Origin of the sequence: Caballeronia sp. INDeC2, assembly GCF_023631325.1 — a bacterium.
Taxonomy (GTDB): Bacteria; Pseudomonadota; Gammaproteobacteria; order Burkholderiales; family Burkholderiaceae; genus Caballeronia.
In genome coordinates, this window is sequence record NZ_JALQDG010000027.1 from 378,505 (window position 1) to 396,816 (window position 18,312).

General features: G+C 64.5%; 16 protein-coding genes and 1 pseudogene. 6 read left to right on the forward strand and 11 right to left on the reverse strand.

Going from position 1 to position 18,312, the window contains the following annotated elements:
- Positions 1-37: 37 nt before the first annotated feature.
- The gene (locus NCS28_RS17325; RefSeq protein ID WP_502801201.1) at positions 38-859 is read left to right on the forward strand and encodes an ROK family protein; all 822 of its coding nucleotides are present in this window, start codon (positions 38-40) and stop codon (positions 857-859) included.
- Positions 859-1,743 carry an HAD family hydrolase gene (locus NCS28_RS17330; RefSeq protein WP_250514975.1) on the forward strand — a complete coding sequence of 295 codons (885 nt, stop codon included), beginning with the start codon at positions 859-861 and terminating at the stop codon, positions 1,741-1,743. Before NCS28_RS17325 ends, NCS28_RS17330 begins: the two co-directional genes overlap by 1 nt.
- Before the next feature lie 164 nt (positions 1,744-1,907).
- On the opposite strand, the gene infA is transcribed toward NCS28_RS17330, so the two are convergent.
- The 6 genes from infA to NCS28_RS17360 form a co-directional block, all read right to left on the reverse strand.
- The gene (gene infA, locus NCS28_RS17335; RefSeq protein WP_035507474.1) at positions 1,908-2,174 is read right to left on the reverse strand and encodes a translation initiation factor IF-1; all 267 of its coding nucleotides are present in this window, start codon (positions 2,172-2,174) and stop codon (positions 1,908-1,910) included.
- 457 nt (positions 2,175-2,631) lie between these two features.
- Positions 2,632-3,609: a magnesium/cobalt transporter CorA gene (gene corA / locus NCS28_RS17340; RefSeq protein ID WP_250514976.1), complete on the reverse strand. Its 978-nt coding sequence runs from the start codon at positions 3,607-3,609 to the stop codon at positions 2,632-2,634.
- Between the two features lie 169 nt (positions 3,610-3,778).
- Positions 3,779-4,213, reverse strand: a complete 435-nt coding sequence (locus NCS28_RS17345) for a bactofilin family protein (RefSeq protein ID WP_250515046.1) — start codon at positions 4,211-4,213, stop codon at positions 3,779-3,781.
- A gap of 58 nt (positions 4,214-4,271) precedes the next feature.
- Positions 4,272-4,637, reverse strand: coding sequence for a hypothetical protein (locus tag NCS28_RS17350; RefSeq protein ID WP_250514977.1), 366 nt, complete (start codon positions 4,635-4,637; stop codon positions 4,272-4,274).
- Positions 4,624-5,574, reverse strand: a complete 951-nt coding sequence (locus tag NCS28_RS17355; protein ID WP_250514978.1) for a M23 family metallopeptidase — start codon at positions 5,572-5,574, stop codon at positions 4,624-4,626. Before NCS28_RS17355 ends, NCS28_RS17350 begins: the two co-directional genes overlap by 14 nt.
- 287 nt (positions 5,575-5,861) lie before the next feature.
- The gene (locus NCS28_RS17360) at positions 5,862-6,836 is read right to left on the reverse strand and encodes a LysR family transcriptional regulator (protein ID WP_250514979.1); all 975 of its coding nucleotides are present in this window, start codon (positions 6,834-6,836) and stop codon (positions 5,862-5,864) included.
- Positions 6,837-7,079: 243 nt separating this feature from the next.
- Between NCS28_RS17360 and NCS28_RS17365 the strand changes: the two genes are divergently transcribed.
- The 3 genes from NCS28_RS17365 (at position 7,080) to NCS28_RS17375 (ending at position 10,093) form a co-directional block, all read left to right on the forward strand.
- Complete coding sequence (locus tag NCS28_RS17365) at positions 7,080-8,561, forward strand: CoA-acylating methylmalonate-semialdehyde dehydrogenase (protein ID WP_250515047.1); 1,482 nt, start codon at positions 7,080-7,082, stop codon at positions 8,559-8,561.
- 16 nt (positions 8,562-8,577) lie between these two features.
- The gene (gene mmsB / locus NCS28_RS17370) at positions 8,578-9,474 is read left to right on the forward strand and encodes a 3-hydroxyisobutyrate dehydrogenase (RefSeq protein WP_250514980.1); all 897 of its coding nucleotides are present in this window, start codon (positions 8,578-8,580) and stop codon (positions 9,472-9,474) included.
- 262 nt (positions 9,475-9,736) lie between these two features.
- A complete protein-coding gene (locus tag NCS28_RS17375) occupies positions 9,737-10,093 on the forward strand; it encodes a hypothetical protein (RefSeq protein ID WP_035507454.1) in 357 nt (118 codons plus the stop codon).
- A 73-nt stretch (positions 10,094-10,166) separates the two neighbouring features.
- Here the strand turns inward: NCS28_RS17375 and NCS28_RS17380 are convergent, their stop codons facing one another.
- The 4 genes from NCS28_RS17380 to glgC all read right to left on the reverse strand — a co-directional run bounded on the left by NCS28_RS17380 (position 10,167) and on the right by glgC (position 15,292).
- Positions 10,167-11,603 (reverse strand): dihydrolipoyl dehydrogenase, encoded by a 1,437-nt coding sequence (locus NCS28_RS17380; protein ID WP_250514981.1) that lies wholly within the window; start codon positions 11,601-11,603, stop codon positions 10,167-10,169.
- Between the two features lie 30 nt (positions 11,604-11,633).
- Entirely contained in the window at positions 11,634-12,434 is an 801-nt protein-coding gene (locus NCS28_RS17385) for an SDR family oxidoreductase (RefSeq protein ID WP_250514982.1), read from the reverse strand.
- 65 nt (positions 12,435-12,499) lie between these two features.
- Positions 12,500-13,963, reverse strand: coding sequence for a glycogen synthase GlgA (gene glgA / locus NCS28_RS17390; RefSeq protein ID WP_250514983.1), 1,464 nt, complete (start codon positions 13,961-13,963; stop codon positions 12,500-12,502).
- 54 nt (positions 13,964-14,017) lie between these two features.
- Positions 14,018-15,292: a glucose-1-phosphate adenylyltransferase gene (glgC, locus tag NCS28_RS17395; RefSeq protein WP_250514984.1), complete on the reverse strand. Its 1,275-nt coding sequence runs from the start codon at positions 15,290-15,292 to the stop codon at positions 14,018-14,020.
- 479 nt (positions 15,293-15,771) lie between these two features.
- Between glgC and pdxY the strand changes: the two genes are divergently transcribed.
- A complete protein-coding gene (pdxY, locus tag NCS28_RS17400) occupies positions 15,772-16,653 on the forward strand; it encodes a pyridoxal kinase PdxY (RefSeq protein WP_250514985.1) in 882 nt (293 codons plus the stop codon).
- Here the strand turns inward: pdxY and NCS28_RS17405 are convergent.
- Positions 16,650-18,223: pseudogene (locus tag NCS28_RS17405) on the reverse strand (IclR family transcriptional regulator). The gene pdxY and the pseudogene NCS28_RS17405 overlap by 4 nt on opposite strands.
- Positions 18,224-18,312: the final 89 nt, after the last annotated feature.

An 18,312-nucleotide genomic window follows, 5' to 3' on the forward strand; every position in this document is an offset into this window, starting at 1 on the left:
TCATCCAACCCGAACGCAAACCATAAGGACAACGAGCGTGAGCACAGAGTCGAGAACCAAACAGAAAACGCATGTCTCCGCGGACAAACTCGCGATCAAGGCCGAACGGATTCTCGCGATCGATATTGGGGGAACCGGGTTGAAGGCCGCCATCATTTCCGAGGATGGCGAGATGAAGAGCGACCGTGTGCGCGTGGCGACGCCGCATCCGGCGAAGCCCGACATGGTAGTCGAGACGCTCATCGAACTCGTCACGCCGATCGTCGCGGAGCCGCCTACGCATATTTCCATCGGCTTTCCGGGCGTCGTGCGCGACAACGTCGTGCTGACCGCGCCGAATCTCGGCACGCCGGCGTGGCGTGGCGTGCCGCTCGCGCAACTGATTTCCGAGCGCCTGGGCGGGATGCCGGCGCGCATGATCAACGATGCCGAAATGCAGGGGCTCGCCGCGATCGAAGGGCGCGGCATCGAGATGGTGTTGACGCTCGGCACCGGCGCGGGCACCGCGCTCTTTCGCGACGGCGAGCTGATGCCGCATCTCGAGCTCGCGCATCATCCGGTCGCGAAGGACAAGACTTACGACGAATACATCGGCAACGCGGCACGCGAGAAGGCGGGCAAGAAACGCTGGAGCCGGCGCGTGGAGAAGATCATCGGCATTCTTGCGACGCTCGTGAACTACGACAAGCTGTGGATCGGCGGCGGCAATGCGGCGCAGATCAAGTTCAAGCTGCCGGACAACGTGGCGGTCGTGTCGAACGCGGCGGGAATCGAAGGCGGCGCGCGGCTGTGGCATCCGCGCTCGGTGCGCGAGACGCGGCAGTTGCCGCATTTCAATCAGCGTGAAGGGGCGCACTGATGAACGCTCAAGGCAGATACGGCTTGCATAGCGCAAGCGACGACGGCGCCGCCGCTTTCGATGCGCTCGCGAAAGCGGAGCTCGTCGTCACCGATTGCGACGGCACGCTGCTCTACACCGACAAGGCGCTAGGCCAACCCGCGAAGGACGCCGTGCGCCGCCTGCGCGAAGCCGGCGTGCGCTTTACGGTCGCCAGCAGCCGGCCGGGCAAGGGCATGCGGCATATCGTGGACGCGCTCTCCGTCGACATGCCTTATGCGTCGTATAACGGCGGCAGCCTCGTCACGCCGGGCACGTGGGAAGTGTTGTCGTCGCACAAGCTGCCGCGCGATGTCGTGCAGACCACGCTCGAAGGGCTCGCCGCCGCGGATGTCGACGCATGGGTGTTCATCGACGATGCGTGGTATCTGACGAATCCCGAAGGCACGTATGTGCCGCTCGAAACGCGCACGGTCGGTTACGACGGCGTGCGCGTGACGAGCTTCGACGACCTCGATCTCGGCGCGGTCGACAAGATCGTCGGCTCGACGGCCGATACGGCGCTGCTCGCGCGCGTGGAAGGCGGTCTTCAGAAGCAGCTCGAAGGCCGCGGCCATGCGGCGCGCTCGCAGACTTATTACCTCGACGTTACGAGCCTGGAAGCGAACAAGGGCACCGCGGTGCGCGAACTCGCGCGCCTAGCCGGCGTGCCGCTCGAACGCGTGGCCGTGCTCGGCGACATGGGCAACGACGTGGCGATGTTCGAGATCGCGGGCGTATCGATCGCGATGGGGCAGGCATCCGACACAGTGCAGCGTCGCGCGAGCCTGGTCTCGAAGAGCAACGACGAGGACGGCTTCGCGATCGGCATCGACGCGCTGCTGGCGGCGCGCGCTGCGGCTTGAGGCGTTGCGGGGAAGGGGCATCGACGCGTCGCGCAGCCTCATACGGCCGGGCGCGGGGCATGCGGCCGCGTCGAAGTACAGGATGATCCGCGAGTGGGTTCAGAAGCGTGCGCTGCGGATCAGGCTCACGCGCGTTGCGGATGAATCAGATGAAGCGGTGAAAATCAACGACGGCGCATCGGTGCACGCGGGCCGCCGCCGCTTGCGCGCTCGTCTTTGTGACGGAAGTTGATGCGGCCCTTCGTCAGGTCATACACCGACAGTTCCAGCGTCACGCGGTCGCCGGCCAGAATACGGATGTGATTCTTGCGCATGCGGCCCGAGGCGTACGCGCCCACGACGACGCCGTTGTCCAGCGTCACGCGATAGCGGCTGTCGGGAAGCACTTCGTCAACGATTCCGTCGAGTTCGATGAGTTCTTCTTTCGCCATATGGGGCTCCTGTGGTCATTAGTAGTGGGTGCTGCCGCGCATCCTGCGAGACGCGCATGAAACGCCGATGAAGTGTCGAGCGCCGCTGCCCGCAGGCGGCGTCGCTACGAAACGTGAGAGGCGATGCAAAGCGTGGCCTGGCACGTCCGGCACGATCAAACGTGCGATCGGAGCGCGCCGCGTCTCTAATTCAGGCTCGTTGTGAGCTTGACGGCATAGGCCGGACGACAGGGCGAACCGCGAAGGCGGCGCGCCGTGGGCCGGCATGACCGGGACGGCGACATCGGCAAACTGCAAGGCCGACGTGCGGTTTGAAACGAAAAGCGATGAAAATGCGACGTGCGTTCACGTCAAGTGCGGTCGATTGGCCGTTTTGCAAGGCCAGACCGCATTCTCGCGCAAATCGGTTGATTGGACAATGAAATTCGCCTGAAGTTTCCTGAAAGAGACTTTCTCACTACAGCCAGCCGGCCTTCTTGAACCGCCAATAGAGCACCAGATCGACGATCAGCATGACGGTGAGACAGGTCGGATAGCCGTAAACCCAGTCGAGCTCCGGAATCGACTTGAAGTTCATGCCGTAGATGCCGGCGATCATCGTCGGCACCGCGAAGAGGGCCGCGAACGAGCCGAGGCGCTTGGTCACTTCGCTTTCCGCGAGCGCAATCAGACCGAGATTCACCTGAATCGCCGTGACGATCATTTCACGACGCCCTTCGATCGTCTTCACGATGCGCAGCAGGTGGTCGTACACGTCGCGGAAATATTCCTGCATGCCCGAACACACGCCCGGCGAACGCCCGCCATACAGTTTGCTGACGGCTTCGAGCAGCGGCGCCGTGTGATGTTGAAGAATCGTCATGCGGCGCTTCAACGAGTAAAGATCTTCGATGATCTCGCGCGATTCCACCGAGCCTTTCTGCTCGAAAATGCGCTCTTCCACTTGGTCGACCTCCGCGCCGAGCGTTTCCAGCACGGGGAAGTATCGATCGACGACGGCATCGAGCAGCGCGTACATCACGAAGGCCGGCCCGTGCTTGAGCAGATGCGGTTCGCGCTCGCAGCGCTTGCGCACTTCCTGAAAGCCTTGCGTCGTGCGATTGCGCACCGAGAGCACGTAGTTCTTGCCGACGAACACGTTCATCTCGCCGACGAGCACTTCGCCCTCTTCATCGAACTCGACCGTATGAAAGACCGCGAATAGCGAGTCGCCGTATTCCTCGATCTTCGGTCGTTGATGACCGTGCTGCGCATCTTCGACCGCGAGTTCATGCAGGCCGAACTGATGCGTCATGTGCGCGAGCTCGCCGGGACCCGGCTCCTTCAACGCAACCCAAATGAAAGAGTCGGGCAGATCGCGGTATGCGTTGATATCGTCGATCTCGACGTCCGCGAGTTTTCGGCCGTTCTGATAAGCCGCGCAATTGACCAGCATGGGGCGCCCTTTATAGTTATTTCGGTATCACCGGCCACGCGTCGATGGGCGCTCGAAGTCGCGTGATTCGCGTGGGGGCGCGAGCGCGTGGCCTTCATCCACCGAATCTTAGCCGGATAGGCTCGCCCTTGCCAACGAGCGCCGGGCGTGCGGCGCTCGTTGCCCGCGCTCAGTTTGCCGCGAGGTCGACGGTGTATCCGGGCGGCGCCGGCAGCGTCGGAACATGCGCGGACTGCGAATCGAACTTGGTGAGCTTGCCTTCGACAGTCGCGCCGATATCCATGCGCAACTGCTGGTAATAGATGTTGCCGAGCACGCGCGCATTCGACTGAAGTTCGACGAAATGCGCGACGGTGACATCGCCCGTCACGCAGCCGTTGATGATGACGTCGTAGGCGCTCACATTGCCGCGGATTGCGCCCTGATCGCTCACGACGAGCAGCGTCTCTTCGCCGGGGCGGCCGCTCACGTTGCCCGTCACCTGGCCGTCCATGCGCAGGCCTTCGCTGAACTCGAGATCGCCCGAAATATGAACGTTATGCGCGACGAGCGTCGCGAGCTTGGCCATCTTGATGCCGTTGGAATCCTTCTTCGATGAAAACATGTCGAGTCCTTGCGATGCGGTAAAGGGTTGCACGAAGCGAGCGCGTGATGCGTGCCGCTCAATCGGGTTTGTGCTGTTTCTTGAGGAAAGCGAGGTCGGTCTGAAGGCGCTGAATCTCGGCCGTGCCGTCGGTTACGCGCTGCTCCAGCGCCGCGCGGCTCGCCGCTTCCTGTTCGAGCGCGAGCTGCGCGTGCGCGAGCTGATCGCGCAGCGTCTGTTCGGAGGCGGGCGGCGCGCAGAGCGCGTCGAGCTTGCGCGCGTCCTCGTTCGAGCGCTTGAGCGCGAAGCCCGCGGCAGCGAGCGCCGCGATCGCGCACACGGCGGCGAGCAGGCCCAGCCAGATGCCCGCACCGCGCTTGGGCGTGAGCGAATAGGACTGGCGAGTCAGTTGCAGCGACAGCCGCTTCGAATCAACTTTGCGCATTCGGCTTGCGCTTGAAGAGCGCGAGGTAAGGGGAGGGATTGATCTGCGCGCCGTCGACGATCACTTCGAAATGCAGATGCGGGCCCGTGGAGCGGCCGGTCGAGCCGACTTCCGCGATCTCCTGCCCGGGCATCACGTACTCGCCGGTTTTCACGAGGACGCGCGACGCATGTCCGTAGCGCGTCACGGTGCCGTCGCCGTGGCGGATGTCGACCGCGTTGCCATAGCCGCTGTGCTCGCCGGCCTGCACGACGCGCCCGCCCGCGCTGGCGAGGATCGGCGTGCCGGTCGGCGCGACCAGATCGAGCCGGGGATGAAAACTCAGATGCCCGGTGAACGGATCCAGACGATTGCCGTAAGGCGAGCCGTTGCGCGCGCCGGGCGCAGGATCGCGGCCGGGAAACGCCATGTACGCGGCATAGTGCGCGAGCGTGCGCGTTTGCAGTTGCGAGACTTCGTCGTTGAGGCAATCGATGACGCGCCGCGTGCTCTTCAGACGCTGGCGCGGCGCGCCCAATCCCGCGCGGGAGGTGTCGCACAGTCGCGGCGGCAGCTCCGGGCCGCCGGCGCCGTCGAGCGACGAAGCCGGTTCCTCGCTGTCGGGCAGCGGTGGAACGTCGTGCACGTTGGACGTGTTGCCCGCGCCGCGCGCGGCCCTCAGGCGCGCGTCGAACTCATGCAGTTCGCTTACTTGCGCGGACAGCCCTTCGACACGCGGCGCAAGCTCGATCAGCGCGGCGTTGAGGCGGCCGAGTTCTTCGATCTCATACGAGCGGCGCGACAGCAGCGCCTGTTCCTCGCCGAGATGGCTGCGGGCGAACATCGTGCCGATCGCGATGCCGAGCGCCAGCGCGGCGATCAAAAGCGCCATCGCGCCGATGATCGCGATGGCGCGCGCCGTGCGTGCCTCGACGAAACGAATGCGCTGGCGGGACATGGTCCGCCTGGACCAGATGACGAAAGCCATCAGCGCGCGGGGCGGCCCATACGGCCGGCGGAAGAAAAACTAAGAAAAATCACGGGGATGGAGTGCGCCGCGCTCTCCACGGCAAAACGATAAGACCGGGCGGCGATTATGCCCGACCCTCGTGCGTCAGGCGACGATTCAGAAGGATTTCGAAGCAAAATTACACGAATCCGTCGACGTCAAATTTTGTGATGCTCACGTTGGTGACGGCATTTATCATGTTTGAGCCGATCTCGCTGTCGAAAAACGTAGATTGCTCAGGACGACTTGACGTCGACCCACGCCATCTGCGTGCCGTCGCCCATCAGGAAAGCGCGGTTCGCCTCGGCCGCCGCGCGCAAATAGTCCCACACGGCTGTGATGCGCTTCAACTTGCGCAAGTCTTCGCGGCAGGACAGATAAAAGGCGCGCGTCACGACGATCTCGTCCGGCAACACCGGCACGAAGCGCGGATCGGCGGAGGTCATGAAGCACGGCAGGATCGCGAGCGCGCGTCCCTGCAGCGCCGCGAAATATTGCGCGATCGCGCTCGTGCTGCGCCAGCGCGACACCGCGCCCGGCACCGCGCGTTCGAGATACAGCAGTTCGTAACTGAACGCGAGATCGTCGATATAACTCGCGAAGCGATGATGACGCAGATCGTCGCTCGTGCGGATCGGCTCGTGCGCGTCCAGATACTCGGCGGTCGCGTAGAGCTTGAGGCGGTAGTCGCAGAGCTTCGTGTAGACGTACTGGCCCTGCTCGGGGCGCTCGAGCGTCACGGCGATATCCGCCTCGCGCTTCGACAGACTCACGAAATGCGGCACCGGCAGCAGGTCGATGGAAATGTGCGGGTGCGCGTCCTGAAAACGCGCGAGCTGCGGCGCGAGAAAGAAGCAGCCGAAACCTTCGGTCGAACCGACGCGCACATGCCCCGACAGCGCGTGGCCCGTATTGGCGATCTGCTCGGTGGCGGACTGCACCGTCGTCTCGATCGAATCGACGAAGCCGAGCAGGCGCTGACCCTCGGCGGTCAGAATGAATCCGCCGCTGCGCGACTTGTCGAACAGGAGCGTGCCGAGCGCGTCTTCGAGCGCGCGCACGCGCCGCGCGACCGTCGTGTAATCGACGCCCAGGCGCTTGGCCGCGCCGCTCGCGCGCTGCGTGCGGGCGACTTCGAGGAAGAAGCGCAGATCGTCCCAGTTGAGGCGGGCGAGGTCGAACTTGGCGGGCTGCACGGCGTTTTTTTGCATATCGATCGGGTGTTTTTATGGTGCCATGATGGACTTTTGCATAACTATACTGAACGGAACGAGCCTGCAAAGTCGGGCAGATTCCTATGACGGAGACGACATGCTTCTTCCCCCCGGCGCCTCGCCGGCGCTCGGCTCGACTCGCGTCGCCGTCCCAGCCCTTCCTCATAAATCCAGCCAAAGGAGACATCCGTGAATATCGCTGCAGAACATCCGGCGCAGAGTGCGTCCGTCCGCACGGCCATGTTGCTGATCGACGGCCAGTTCGTCGATTCGAAGTCGACCGAATGGCGCGACATCGTCAATCCCGCGACGCAGGAGCTGGTCGGCCGCGTGCCCTTCGCGACGATCGACGAAGTGAATGCCGCCGTCGCCGCCGCGCAGAAGGCGTTTCAAACGTGGCGCACGACGCCGCTCGGCGTGCGCATGCGTCTGATGCTGAAGTTCCAGGATCTCGTGCGCCAGAACCAGAAGCGCGTCGCGCAGACGCTCACGGCCGAGCAGGGCAAGACGCTCGCCGATGCCGAGGGCGACATTTTCCGCGGCCTCGAAGTCGTCGAGCATGCGTGCTCGATCAGCACCTTGCAGCAAGGCGAATTCTCCGAGAACGTCGCGGGCGGCGTCGATACGTACACACTGCGCCAGCCGATCGGCGTCTGCGCGGGGATCACGCCGTTCAACTTCCCCGCGATGATCCCGCTGTGGATGTTCCCGATGGCCATCGTTTGCGGCAACACCTTCGTGCTGAAGCCGTCGGAACAGGATCCGCTTTCGACGATGGAGCTCGTCGAGCTCGCGATCGAAGCCGGCGTGCCGCCGGGCGTGCTCAACGTCGTGCATGGCGGCAAGGAAGTCGTGGACGCGATCTGCACGCATCCCGACATCAAGGCGATCTCGTTCGTCGGTTCGACGGCTGTCGGCACGCACGTCTACAACTTGGCGAGCCAGCACGGCAAGCGCGTCCAGTCGATGATGGGCGCGAAGAATCACGCCGTCGTGCTGCCCGACGCGAATAAGGAGCAGACGCTCAACGCGCTCGCGGGCGCGGGCTTCGGCGCGGCGGGTCAGCGCTGCATGGCGACGTCGGTGGCGGTGTTCGTCGGGGCATCGAGAGAGTGGGTGCCGGAGCTCGTCGAACGCGCGAAGACGCTCAAAGTGAACGCTGGCGTCGAACCGAATACGGATGTCGGCCCGGTCGTCTCGAAAACGGCGAAGGAGCGCATTCTCGGGCTGATCGGCCGTGGCGTGGAAGAGGGCGCGACGCTCGCGCTCGACGGCCGCGATATCGACGTGAAGGGCTACGAGAACGGCAACTTCATCGGCCCGACGATCTTCACGAACGTCGATACCGATATGTCGATCTACAAGACCGAGATCTTCGGCCCGGTGCTCTGCGTGGTCGAGGCCGATACGCTCGATGATGCGATCGCGCTCGTCAATCGCAATCCGATGGGCAACGGCGTGGGGCTTTTCACGCAGAGCGGCGCGGCGGCGCGCAAGTTTCAGAGCGAGATCGACATCGGTCAGGTGGGCATCAACATTCCGATTCCGGTGCCGGTGCCGGCGTTCAGCTTCACCGGTTCGCGCGGCTCGAAGCTGGGCGATCTCGGGCCGTACGGTAAGCAGGTCGTGCAGTTCTATACGCAGACGAAGACGGTCACCGCGCGCTGGTTCGACGACGCCACGGTGAACGACGGCGTCAACACGACCATCTCGCTGCGATAACAAAAAGGAGACGGCGATGAAAATAGGCTTTATCGGCCTGGGGCACATGGGCGGTCCGATGGCCGCCAATCTCCTGAAAGCCGGGCACGCGGTGACAGCGTTCGATCTCGTGCCGGCGGCGCTCGATGCGGCGAAGGCGGCGGGCGCGACGCTGGCCGCATCGCCGCGCGCGGCTGTCGAAGGTGCGGAAGTCGTCATCACGATGCTTCCCGCGGCGCAGCATGTGAAGGCGGTCTATCTGGGCGAAGACGGCGTGCTCGCCGGCGTGGCGAAGGGCGTGCCGCTCGTCGATAGCAGCACGATCGATCCGGCCACCGCGAAACTCATCGGCGAAGCGGCGGCGAAGCAGGGTAATCCGTTCGCGGACGCGCCCGTGTCCGGCGGCGTCGTCGGCGCACAGGCGGGCACGCTCACGTTCATGGTCGGCGCGGATGAAGCGCTCTTCGAAACGCTACGTCCCGTGCTTTCTGGCATGGGCAAAAACATGGTGCGTTGCGGCGAAACGGGCACCGGTCAGATCGCGAAGATCTGCAATAACCTGCTGTTGGGGATTTCCATGATCGGCGTCGCGGAAGCGATGAAGCTCGGCGAAACGCTCGGCATCGATCCGACGAAACTGGCGAGCATCCTCAACACATCGACTGGGCGCTGCTGGAGTTCGGATACGTGTAATCCCTACCCCGGCATCATCGAAACGGCGCCCGCGTCGCGCGGATATTCCGGCGGCTTCGGCGCGGACCTGATGCTTAAGGATCTCGGCCTCGCCGTCGATGCGGCACGCGGCGCGAAGCAGCCGGTTTTCATGGGCGCGCTGGCACAACAGTTGTATCAATCGATGAGCCAGCAAGGATTAGGCGGGCTCGATTTTTCGGGCATTATCAAGCTGTACGCAAAGCAACAAAACGGCCAGTAAGTTATCAAACGAAGTATTAATTCGGCACGCACGCGCGTGCCGAATTCAAGGTATAAATAACTGCGTTGTTCAGTTGCACTGCACAATGCGTCGCGTAATTCGTTACTGGGCGGGATCATCGGGAATACGATGATTCGCTTTCCCGAAAATTGTCCTATTCTAAAAGCACGACGCCCGTCTGCCGTTCGGTCAGAACGCTCCGGTTGCGCCACGGTGCAGTTAGAACGCCCGTCGTTTCGGGCAATCAGATGAGGAGTACGCGATGCAAGTAACACGTCACTTAAATATGGAATTGCGGCACGCCACGGTGCCGACTTATGTAGCCAGCTATTTCTTCCCGTTGCTGCTATTGGCATACGAAGCCTGGCGAGTAGGTTCCTGGGTCGCGGTGAATGGCTTCAACTTCATGAACTTCAACTCGATGGGTTATGAGTTCGCGTTGATGATCGCCGTGTTCTGCATGCAGGTCATCGTGGAAATCGCGTTCCTCGCGGGCGCCGTTCTGACGAAGCACAAGGACGTCGGCCACCGGCTGGCGAATCTGTCGCTCGGTCTGTTCTGTTCGCTGGTCGTGCTGGGTTTCGACCTTGCACTGCAATATGGTTTGAGCGGAAGCTGATCCAGACGGTGGTACCCATGATTCGGAAGACGAAGCGCCGGTTGCTCGCAACCGGCGTTTTGTTTTGGCGCGGCTAACAACCGGCCGCGCTCGGCAAGGTCGGGGGCGTCTCCGAACGCTCTTCATAGCATTTTCTGTCCGCATCCTTCAGCGCCGTGCGCAAGCCTTCTTCCACGACCGGATGATAGAAAGGCAGCTTGAGCGTTTCATCGAGCGTCAGTTCCAGTTGCAGCGCCCATGCGAGCAGGTGCCCCAGATGCTCCATCGCCGGTCCGCAGCCTTGCGCGCCGCGCAACTTGCCGGTTTTAGCGTCGGCGTAGACGTGCAGCAGGCCGCGATTCTGCCGCATCACGCGGCTTCTGCCCTGATCTGCGAACGATACTTCGCCCGTTACCGTCATCTGCTTGTCGAGGTCGTCGTACGATGCGCCGACGATCGCCACCTGCGGCTCGCTGAACACGATCGAGAAGGGCACCTTGCGCTTGACCGCCTGCACGTCGGGGAAGCGCGCAGCGTTGTCTCCGGCGAGCTTGCCTTCGTCGGCGGCGTCGTGAAGCCAGGGGCGCGTGCCGTCGCAATCGCCCGCGATGAAGATGGAACTCGTGCCGCATTGCATCGTGGACTCGTCGAATAGCGGCACCCCTTTTTCATTCAGTTCGATGCCCGCGTTGCCGAGCGCGAGCGGCTCGAGATTCGGCCTGCGGCCCGTCGCGGCGAGCACGAGATCGACACGCTCGACATGCTGCTCGTCATCCGGCGATTTGAAGCGCAGCGTCGGCAGGCCGTCTTCGAGCGACATCTCGTCGAACTTCGCGTCGGGATCGAAATAGAACTCGTCGGCGAGCGCGGCGGCGAGAGCATCGCGCACGGGCGTGTCGCTGAGCGCCGCCACGCCGCCGCCCTTGCCGAACATGAAGATATCGACATCGAGACGGGCGAGCGCTTGTCCCAGCTCCAGCGCGATCGGTCCCGCGCCGAACACGGCGATGCGTTTCGGCAGCGTGTGCAGCTCGAAGAGATCGTCGCTCGTGATGAGCTTGTTGCCGAACACCTTCAGCTCGTCGGGCACGCTCGGCGCGGCGCCCGTCGCGATCACGACGCTCTTCGCCTCGACGCGCGTGTCGTCGCCGACGACGAGCCGCGTCGGCGCTTCGAAGCGCGCCGCGCCGCGCATCAGGATGCCGTCGGGCAACCGGTCGACTTCTTCGAGCACGCCCTTCACGAAGTGATCGCGCTCGTGCCGCACGTAGTCGAGCACACGCGCGTAGTCCGGTTCGAGCGCGTGCGTGCCTTCGATGCCGCGCGCGGCCAGCGCATGTGCATCGTGCAAACCGTTGGCCGCCGCGAGCAGCAGCTTCGACGGCATGCAGCCGACGCGCGCACAGGTCGTACCAAGTTCGCCGCTCTCGATCAGCACCGCGTTCGCGCCCGCGAGCCGCGCCGCGCGCAACGCGGCCATGCCCGCCGTGCCCGCCCCGATCACGGCGACGTCAACCTTGATTTCCTTCATTCCGCTCCCGTATTGTTGGTCGATGCGCGATCAGCCGTTATCCGCGAATCCCGGATAAAGCGTCATGCCGCCATCGACGAAAAGCGTCGTGCCTACGACGTAATCGCTGTCGTCGGACGCGAGCCAGACCGCCGCGCGGCCGATATCCTCCACTTCGCCCACGCGCCCGTACGGAATCAGCGTCAGGAGCTTGTCGAGTTTCTCCGGCGTGTCCCACGCGTCCTTGTTGATCGGCGTGCGGATCGCGCCGGGCGCAATGCCGTTCACGCGGATGCGCTGCGGCGCGACTTCCTGCGCGATCGTTTTCATCATCATCTGGATGCCGCCTTTGGACGCGGCGTAGTTCACATGTCCCGCCCACGGAATGACCTCGTGAACGGAACTCATGCAGATGATCTTGCCGAGCGCCTTCGAGACGTCGCGCATGCCGCGCCGCTCGAACGTGCGCACGGCGCGCTGCGCGGTGAGGAACTGGCCGGTGAGATTCGTTTCGATCACCGTGTGCCAGTCCGCGAGCGTGAGCGCGGAGAACTTCGCGTCCTTCTGCAGCCCGGAATTCGCGACGACGATATCGATGGTCCCGAAGCGCTTCACGACGGCATCGAACATTGCGTCGATCTGGGATTCGTCGGACACGTCGGCGCCGACGGCGAACGCTTCGCCGCCTTTCGCCGCGATCTCGGCGGCGAGCTTCTCAGCCGGTTCCGCGTGCGAATGGTAGTTGATCGCGACGCGCGCGCCCGCATCGGCGAGTGCCGTGGCGACGCCCGCGCCGATGCCCGAACTCGCGCCCGTCACGAGCGCGATCTGGCCTGCGAGGGGTTTGTGCATGTGCGTTTTCCGTGATGGTCAGTTCTTCCCGAGCAGCAAGGCGTGCGCCCACGGAACGCGACGCTTCAGCGGCTCATCAATCCCTGATAGACGTCCGCGTAGGCGAGCGCCGCCGACTCCCAGCTGAAGTTCTGGTTCATCGCGCGCTTGACGACCGCCTTCCAGTCCGTGCGCCGCGCCTTCAGCGCGAACGCGCGCCGGATCGCGCCGACGATGCCCGGGCGATCGAAGGTATCGAAGACGAAGCCGGTCGCGAGGTCGTCGGCGAGATTTTCGAGCGAGCTGTCGACGACGGTATCGGCCAGCCCGCCCACGCGATGCACGAGGGGCGGCGAGCCGTACGCCAGCGCGTAGAGCTGCGTGAGGCCGCACGGCTCGAAGCGTGACGGCACCATCACCACGTCGCTGCCGGCGATGATCGAATGCGACAGCGTCTCGTCGAAACCGAGTTCGATCGCGACCGCGCCCGGATGCGCCGCCGCCGCGTTCTTCATGCCGGTTTCGAGCGCCGGATCGCCGGTGCCGAGCACGACGAGCTGGCCGCCGCGCTGCACGATATCGGGCACGGCCGAGAGCAGCAGATCCAGTCCCTTCTGCTCGGTCAGCCGGCTGACGACGCCGAAGAGCAGGGCGTCGTCGTCGCGCGTGAGTCCCATGCGTTCCTGCAGCGCCGTCTTGCACTTCGATTTTGCCGATGGCTTCGACGCGGTGTACTTCGCCGCGATGGACTCATCGACCGACGGACTCCAGATCGAATAATCGACGCCGTTCAGGATGCCGGTAATGTCGTGCGTGCGGGTTTGCAGCAAGCCGTGCAGCCCGGCGCCGTGCGCCTGCGTCTGAATTTCGCGGGAGTATGTCGGGCTCACCGTCGTGATGCGATCCGCGTAGTAGAGACCCGCCTTCAGGAACGAGACGTGACCGTAGAACTCGACGCCGTCGACCGCGTAAAAGTCGCCGGGCAATTGCAGCGCGCCGAACTCCGACGCCGGAAAGACGCCCTGGTACGCGAGGTTATGCACGGTCATCACGCTCGCGACTCTCGCCGCGCCGCCGCGCTCGAACGCACGCAGATACGCGGGCGCCAGCCCCGCGTGCCAGTCGTGCGCATGGACGATATGCGGTTTCCACGCCGGATCGGCGCCGGTCGCGATGCGCGCCGCCGCCCAGCCGAGCAGCGCGAAGCGGCGGTCGTTGTCGGCATATGAGCGATGTGCGGCATCGAGATACGGATTGCCCGGGCGATCGTAAAACTGGTCCGCGCGCACGGCGTACACCACCACGCCGTGCGGCTGGAGCACGCCGCGCTCGAGCCGCACGTTGCTCGCGCCGAACGCGGCGCCCAGATCGGCGACGGGCTGAAGGTCGTCGAGGCCCGCGAGCACGGCGGGAAAGCCCGGCAGCACGACGCGCGCATGCGTGCCCAGTTGCGACTGCGCGGGCGGCAGCGCGCCGACTACATCGGCGAGGCCGCCGGTTTTCAACAGCGGAAACATTTCTGCTGCGGCATGCAGCACGCATACGGTCATCGGCGCTCCCGTCGAATGGATTCGTGTTGTCGTGTTCGTTCGGCGCGCCGCCGTCTAACTCTGCGACAGCCGCGCCAGCGCATCGCGCGTGATGAGCGTGACGCCCGACTCCGTCCGGAAGAAGCGAGCGGCGTCGTCGTCGGGATCTTCGCCCACCACGAGACCCTCGGGCACCGTGCAGCCGCGGTCGATCACGACGCGCTGCAATCGGCAATTCGGCCCGATGGTCACCTGAGGCAACAAGACTGCCTCATTGATGTTACAGAACGAGTGCACCCGCACCGCCGACGAAAACACCGACTTCGACACCTGCGATCCCGAAATCACACAGCCGCCGCAGACGAGCAGATTGGTGATCGCGCCTTGCTGGCCGTTCAGGTCGCGCACGAATTTGCCGGGCGGCAGTTGCTCCTGATTCGTCCAGATCGGCCATTTGCGGTCGTACAGATCGAGCTCCGGAATCGTCGATGCGAGGTCGAGGTTGGCGGACCAGTACGCGTCGACGGTGCCGACATCGCGCCAGTAGGCGGGCGCTTCCGGATCGCTGCTCGACGTGACGCACGACATGCCGAACGGATGCGCGATCGCCTTGCCCGTCGTGACGACGCGCGGAATGATGTCCTTGCCGAAGTCGTGATCCGTGTTCGACGTCTCGATGTTCTCCTGCAACAGGTCGTAGAGATATTTCGCGCTGAACACGTAGATGCCCATGCTCGCGAGCGCTATGTCGGGCTTGCCGGGCATAGCGGGCGGATCGGCGGGCTTTTCCAGGAAGGCCGTGACGCGGCGGGTCTCGTCGACGTGCATCACGCCGAACGCGACGGCGTCCATGCGCGGCACCTCGATGCAGCCGACCGTGCAGTCCGCGCCGCTCTCCACATGGTCGAGCACCATGCGCGTGTAGTCCATCTTGTAGATGTGATCGCCCGCCAGCACGATCACGAATTCCGGCCCGATCGATCGGACGATGTCGAGATTCTGATAGACCGCGTCGGCCGTGCCGCGATACCAGCTCGAATCGACGCGCTGTTGCGCCGGCCAGATATCGATGAACTCGTTGAACTCGCCGCGCAGGAAACCCCAGCCGCGCTGAAGATGGCGGATGAGCGAATGCGCCTTGTACTGCGTGACGACAGCGATGCGGCGGATGCCGGAGTTGAGGCAGTTGGACAGCGCGAAGTCGATGATGCGGTACTTGCCGCCGAAGTGCACGGCCGGTTTCACGCGCTTGTCGGTGAGTGGTCCGAGGCGGGTGCCGCGCCCGCCGGCGAGAACGATTGCGAGGGTCGACTTCTGCAAATCGGTGCGATTCTTGGACAGCGTCTCCATGCCAGCCTCCTGATTTGACCTGCGACTATTGATGTATTGCCGTGTGTTCGTCCTCGTGGGTCTTCGCTCTATGTCGATGAAGCATTATCCGGCGCGCATTCGAATCCGTGTGCCTGAGTCGTCCGTTTTTTTCTCGAATGTGCATGATCGATGCGACCGGGCGGACCGAGCAAGCCGCGTGCCGAACGGCGCACGAACGTGCTGCGCTGTCCTGGCGAAGGCGGCGGTGTTGCAACCACGCGACCTTTTGCGCTTCTCGTCGGCCGGATTGCTTGATTGAACGCGACTGGGCAATTTATATCGATAGCGCCATGCCGCAGTGCGTCGAGGCACGGCACAATATGAAGGTTGCGATGCCCGCGCCGCCCGCACATGGCGTTCACGGGCATTCTCCCAGAAGGCACCGTTGCGCTGCGCTCCACGAGCGCCGGCGCGACGTCGTTTTACCTGACCGGACACGATCAATCGGGAAGCAGAACATGAACAACGTCCTGAGTATTCAATCGCATGTGGTGTTCGGCCACGCGGGAAACAGCGCGGCGGTTTTCCCGATGCGGCGTCTGGGCGTCAACGTCTGGCCGCTCAACACCGTGCAGTTCTCCAATCACACGCAGTATGGCCGCTGGACCGGCAGCGCGTTCGATGCCGACGAGCTTCAGAACGTGATCGAGGGCATCGGCGCGATCGGCGTGCTCGCGCGCTGCAACGCGGTGCTGTCCGGCTATCTCGGCGCGCCGGAGCAGGCTCGCGCGGTCGTCGAAATCGTGAAGATGGTGAAGGCGGTGAATCCGCGCGCGCTCTACTTCTGCGATCCGGTCATGGGGCAGACGGGCGGCTGCACGGTCGCGCCCGGCATCGAGGATTTCCTCGTCACGACGATGCCTGAAATCGCCGATGCGATCATGCCCAATCACGTCGAACTGGAAAAGCTCGTCGGGCGCAGCATCGAGACGGTGGAGGAAGCCGTCGATGCCTGTCAGGAGGTGATCGGTCGCGGCCCGCGCATCGTGCTGGTCAAGCATCTGCTCGATCGCAACAGCCGCGCCGACACTTTCAACATGCTCGCCGTGTCGCCGAGTGAGGCGTGGTTCGCGCAACGTCCGCTCTATCCGTTCGCGCGGCAGCCGGTGGGCGTCGGCGATCTGACGAGCGCGGTGTTCGTCGCGCGCACGCTGCAAGGCGATTCGTTGCGCACGGCGCTGGAGCACACGCTCGCGGCCGTGAACGCGGTCGTCAAGGCGACGTACGATGCGGGGCGTTACGAGCTGGAAATCGTCGCGTCGCAGGACGAGATCGCGAAGCCGACCGACCGTTTTCCTGCGATCCGCGTGACCGGCACGCAGACGGCCAAGGGCCGCTAGCCTGCCTGATCATTCGCTTCCATGAGGCCGAAACGCCACGACAGGCGCCGCGTCGCCGCAAGAAGGGCGTGCGCCAGCGGGCCGTCGGCGGCGCTGTCGAAGCCGCCCGACGAGCCGATCAACGCAATCACGAGACACACGCTGCCGGTGTGATCGAACACCGGCGCGGCCAGGGTATGGATGCCGGGCACCGGCGCGCCGAGCGCCGTGTCGAGGCCGCGCTGCCTGATCTCGTCGAGCCTTGCGCGATACGCGGCGTCCATTCCTTCATGCGCCGCCGCGCCCGCGAGACGGATACGGTCCTGCTCCATCAGCGACGCGAGCATGTCCGCCGGCAGATGCGCGGCGTAGACGCGCCCGATCGCCGTATTGACGAGGGACATCGCCGTGCCGACGCGCAAGCTCACGTGCTGCGGCCGCGCCGATTCTTCCAGCCGGATCACGGTCGGGCCGAGCGGTCCGAGCGCGGCGGCGGCGACCGTCATCGACGTGCTTGCGGCGAGCGCGACGATCTCGCTTTCCGCATCGCGGATCGGCGAGAGACGTTGAAGCGCGATGAGCCCGAGCTCGCGGCTCAACTGGCCCGCGTGAAAGAGCCCCGCGTCGTCCCGCGCGAGCAGGCCGACCTTCACGAGACTCACCAGATGCGCGAACGCCTTCGCGGGCGGCATGCCGGCGGCGGCTGCCAGGTCGCGCAATGAGAGCGGCTGACCCGCCGCGACCAGTGCGCGTAGCAGATCGCCGGTCGCGTCGAGCGCGTTGATGCCGCGCTGGGGCTTGGCGTCTTCTTCGAGCATCGTCATGAGAGCAGTCCGGTGATATCGCGTGCCGCATCCTTCAACGCGTGCGCGAGCGGGCCGTCCCAGTCGACGTCGCACAGGCCGGTCGGGCCGATTACCGTTAGCGCGAGTTGCAATCGGCGCGCGCCGTCGAACACCGGCACGCTCATGCTGCTCACGCCCGGGCTCGGCGTATCGACGCTGCGTTCGATGCCGCGCGCCCGAAGCTCGCCGATGCGCTCACGCATCTCCGGCGCGTCGGCTTCCGCCTGATGCGCGAGCATCGCGGCGACGCGGGCGTCATCGTCGAACGCGCGGAATACGCGTCCCGTCGACGTCGCCGAAAGCGACATGACCGTCCCGACATGCACATTGACGTGCAGCGGATAGCCGCCGCGCTCGTAACGCACGACGGTCGGCCCTTGCGGCCCCGCGACGCTGACCGCGACGCTCATGCCGGTCGCGAGCGCCAGCGCGGCAACGCGTGACGCGGCCACGCGATACGCCGGCTGATGTTCTAGATTCAATAAACCGAGACGCAGCGAAAGCGGACCCGGCTCGTAGTTGCCGGTGAGCGCGTCGCGCTTGACGAGGCCGAGCCGCCTGAGACTCACGAGATACGTATGCGCCTGCGCGCTCGACAGCCCGGCGGCCCCGGCCAGCGCGCTCAACGCGAGCGGCTCGTGCCGCGCGGCGAGCGCTTCGAGCAGACGCGCGCCGACCTCGACGCTTTGGATGCCGCGCTGTTTTTTCTCTTCAGGCGTGGCAGGGACTGGACGAGCCAAGAGCACTCCGCGATCGATAAAAGTGAACGAATGGCAGATGTTAGCCGAGCGCGAATCATCCGATGAAGCGATTCGGTATTTACCCGTGTTTGCAA

Excerpts from the sequence above, each read along its gene's own strand:
- NCS28_RS17345 (WP_250515046.1), bottom strand. The coding sequence starts at position 4,213 with ATGTTTTCATCGAAGAAGGATTCCAACGGCATCAAGATGGCCAAGCTC.
- pdxY (WP_250514985.1), top strand. The coding sequence starts at position 15,772 with ATGAACAACGTCCTGAGTATTCAATCGCATGTGGTGTTCGGCCACGCG.
- glgC (WP_250514984.1), bottom strand. The coding sequence starts at position 15,292 with ATGGAGACGCTGTCCAAGAATCGCACCGATTTGCAGAAGTCGACCCTC.
- infA (WP_035507474.1), bottom strand. The coding sequence starts at position 2,174 with ATGGCGAAAGAAGAACTCATCGAACTCGACGGAATCGTTGACGAAGTG.
- corA (WP_250514976.1), bottom strand. The coding sequence starts at position 3,609 with ATGCTGGTCAATTGCGCGGCTTATCAGAACGGCCGAAAACTCGCGGAC.
- NCS28_RS17355 (WP_250514978.1), bottom strand. The coding sequence starts at position 5,574 with ATGTCCCGCCAGCGCATTCGTTTCGTCGAGGCACGCACGGCGCGCGCC.
- NCS28_RS17360 (WP_250514979.1), bottom strand. The coding sequence starts at position 6,836 with ATGCAAAAAAACGCCGTGCAGCCCGCCAAGTTCGACCTCGCCCGCCTC.
- NCS28_RS17375 (WP_035507454.1), top strand. The coding sequence starts at position 9,737 with ATGCAAGTAACACGTCACTTAAATATGGAATTGCGGCACGCCACGGTG.
- NCS28_RS17330 (WP_250514975.1), top strand. The coding sequence starts at position 859 with ATGAACGCTCAAGGCAGATACGGCTTGCATAGCGCAAGCGACGACGGC.
- NCS28_RS17385 (WP_250514982.1), bottom strand. The coding sequence starts at position 12,434 with ATGCACAAACCCCTCGCAGGCCAGATCGCGCTCGTGACGGGCGCGAGT.
- NCS28_RS17350 (WP_250514977.1), bottom strand. The coding sequence starts at position 4,637 with ATGCGCAAAGTTGATTCGAAGCGGCTGTCGCTGCAACTGACTCGCCAG.
- NCS28_RS17365 (WP_250515047.1), top strand. The coding sequence starts at position 7,080 with ATGTTGCTGATCGACGGCCAGTTCGTCGATTCGAAGTCGACCGAATGG.
- mmsB (WP_250514980.1), top strand. The coding sequence starts at position 8,578 with ATGAAAATAGGCTTTATCGGCCTGGGGCACATGGGCGGTCCGATGGCC.
- glgA (WP_250514983.1), bottom strand. The coding sequence starts at position 13,963 with ATGACCGTATGCGTGCTGCATGCCGCAGCAGAAATGTTTCCGCTGTTG.
- NCS28_RS17380 (WP_250514981.1), bottom strand. The coding sequence starts at position 11,603 with ATGAAGGAAATCAAGGTTGACGTCGCCGTGATCGGGGCGGGCACGGCG.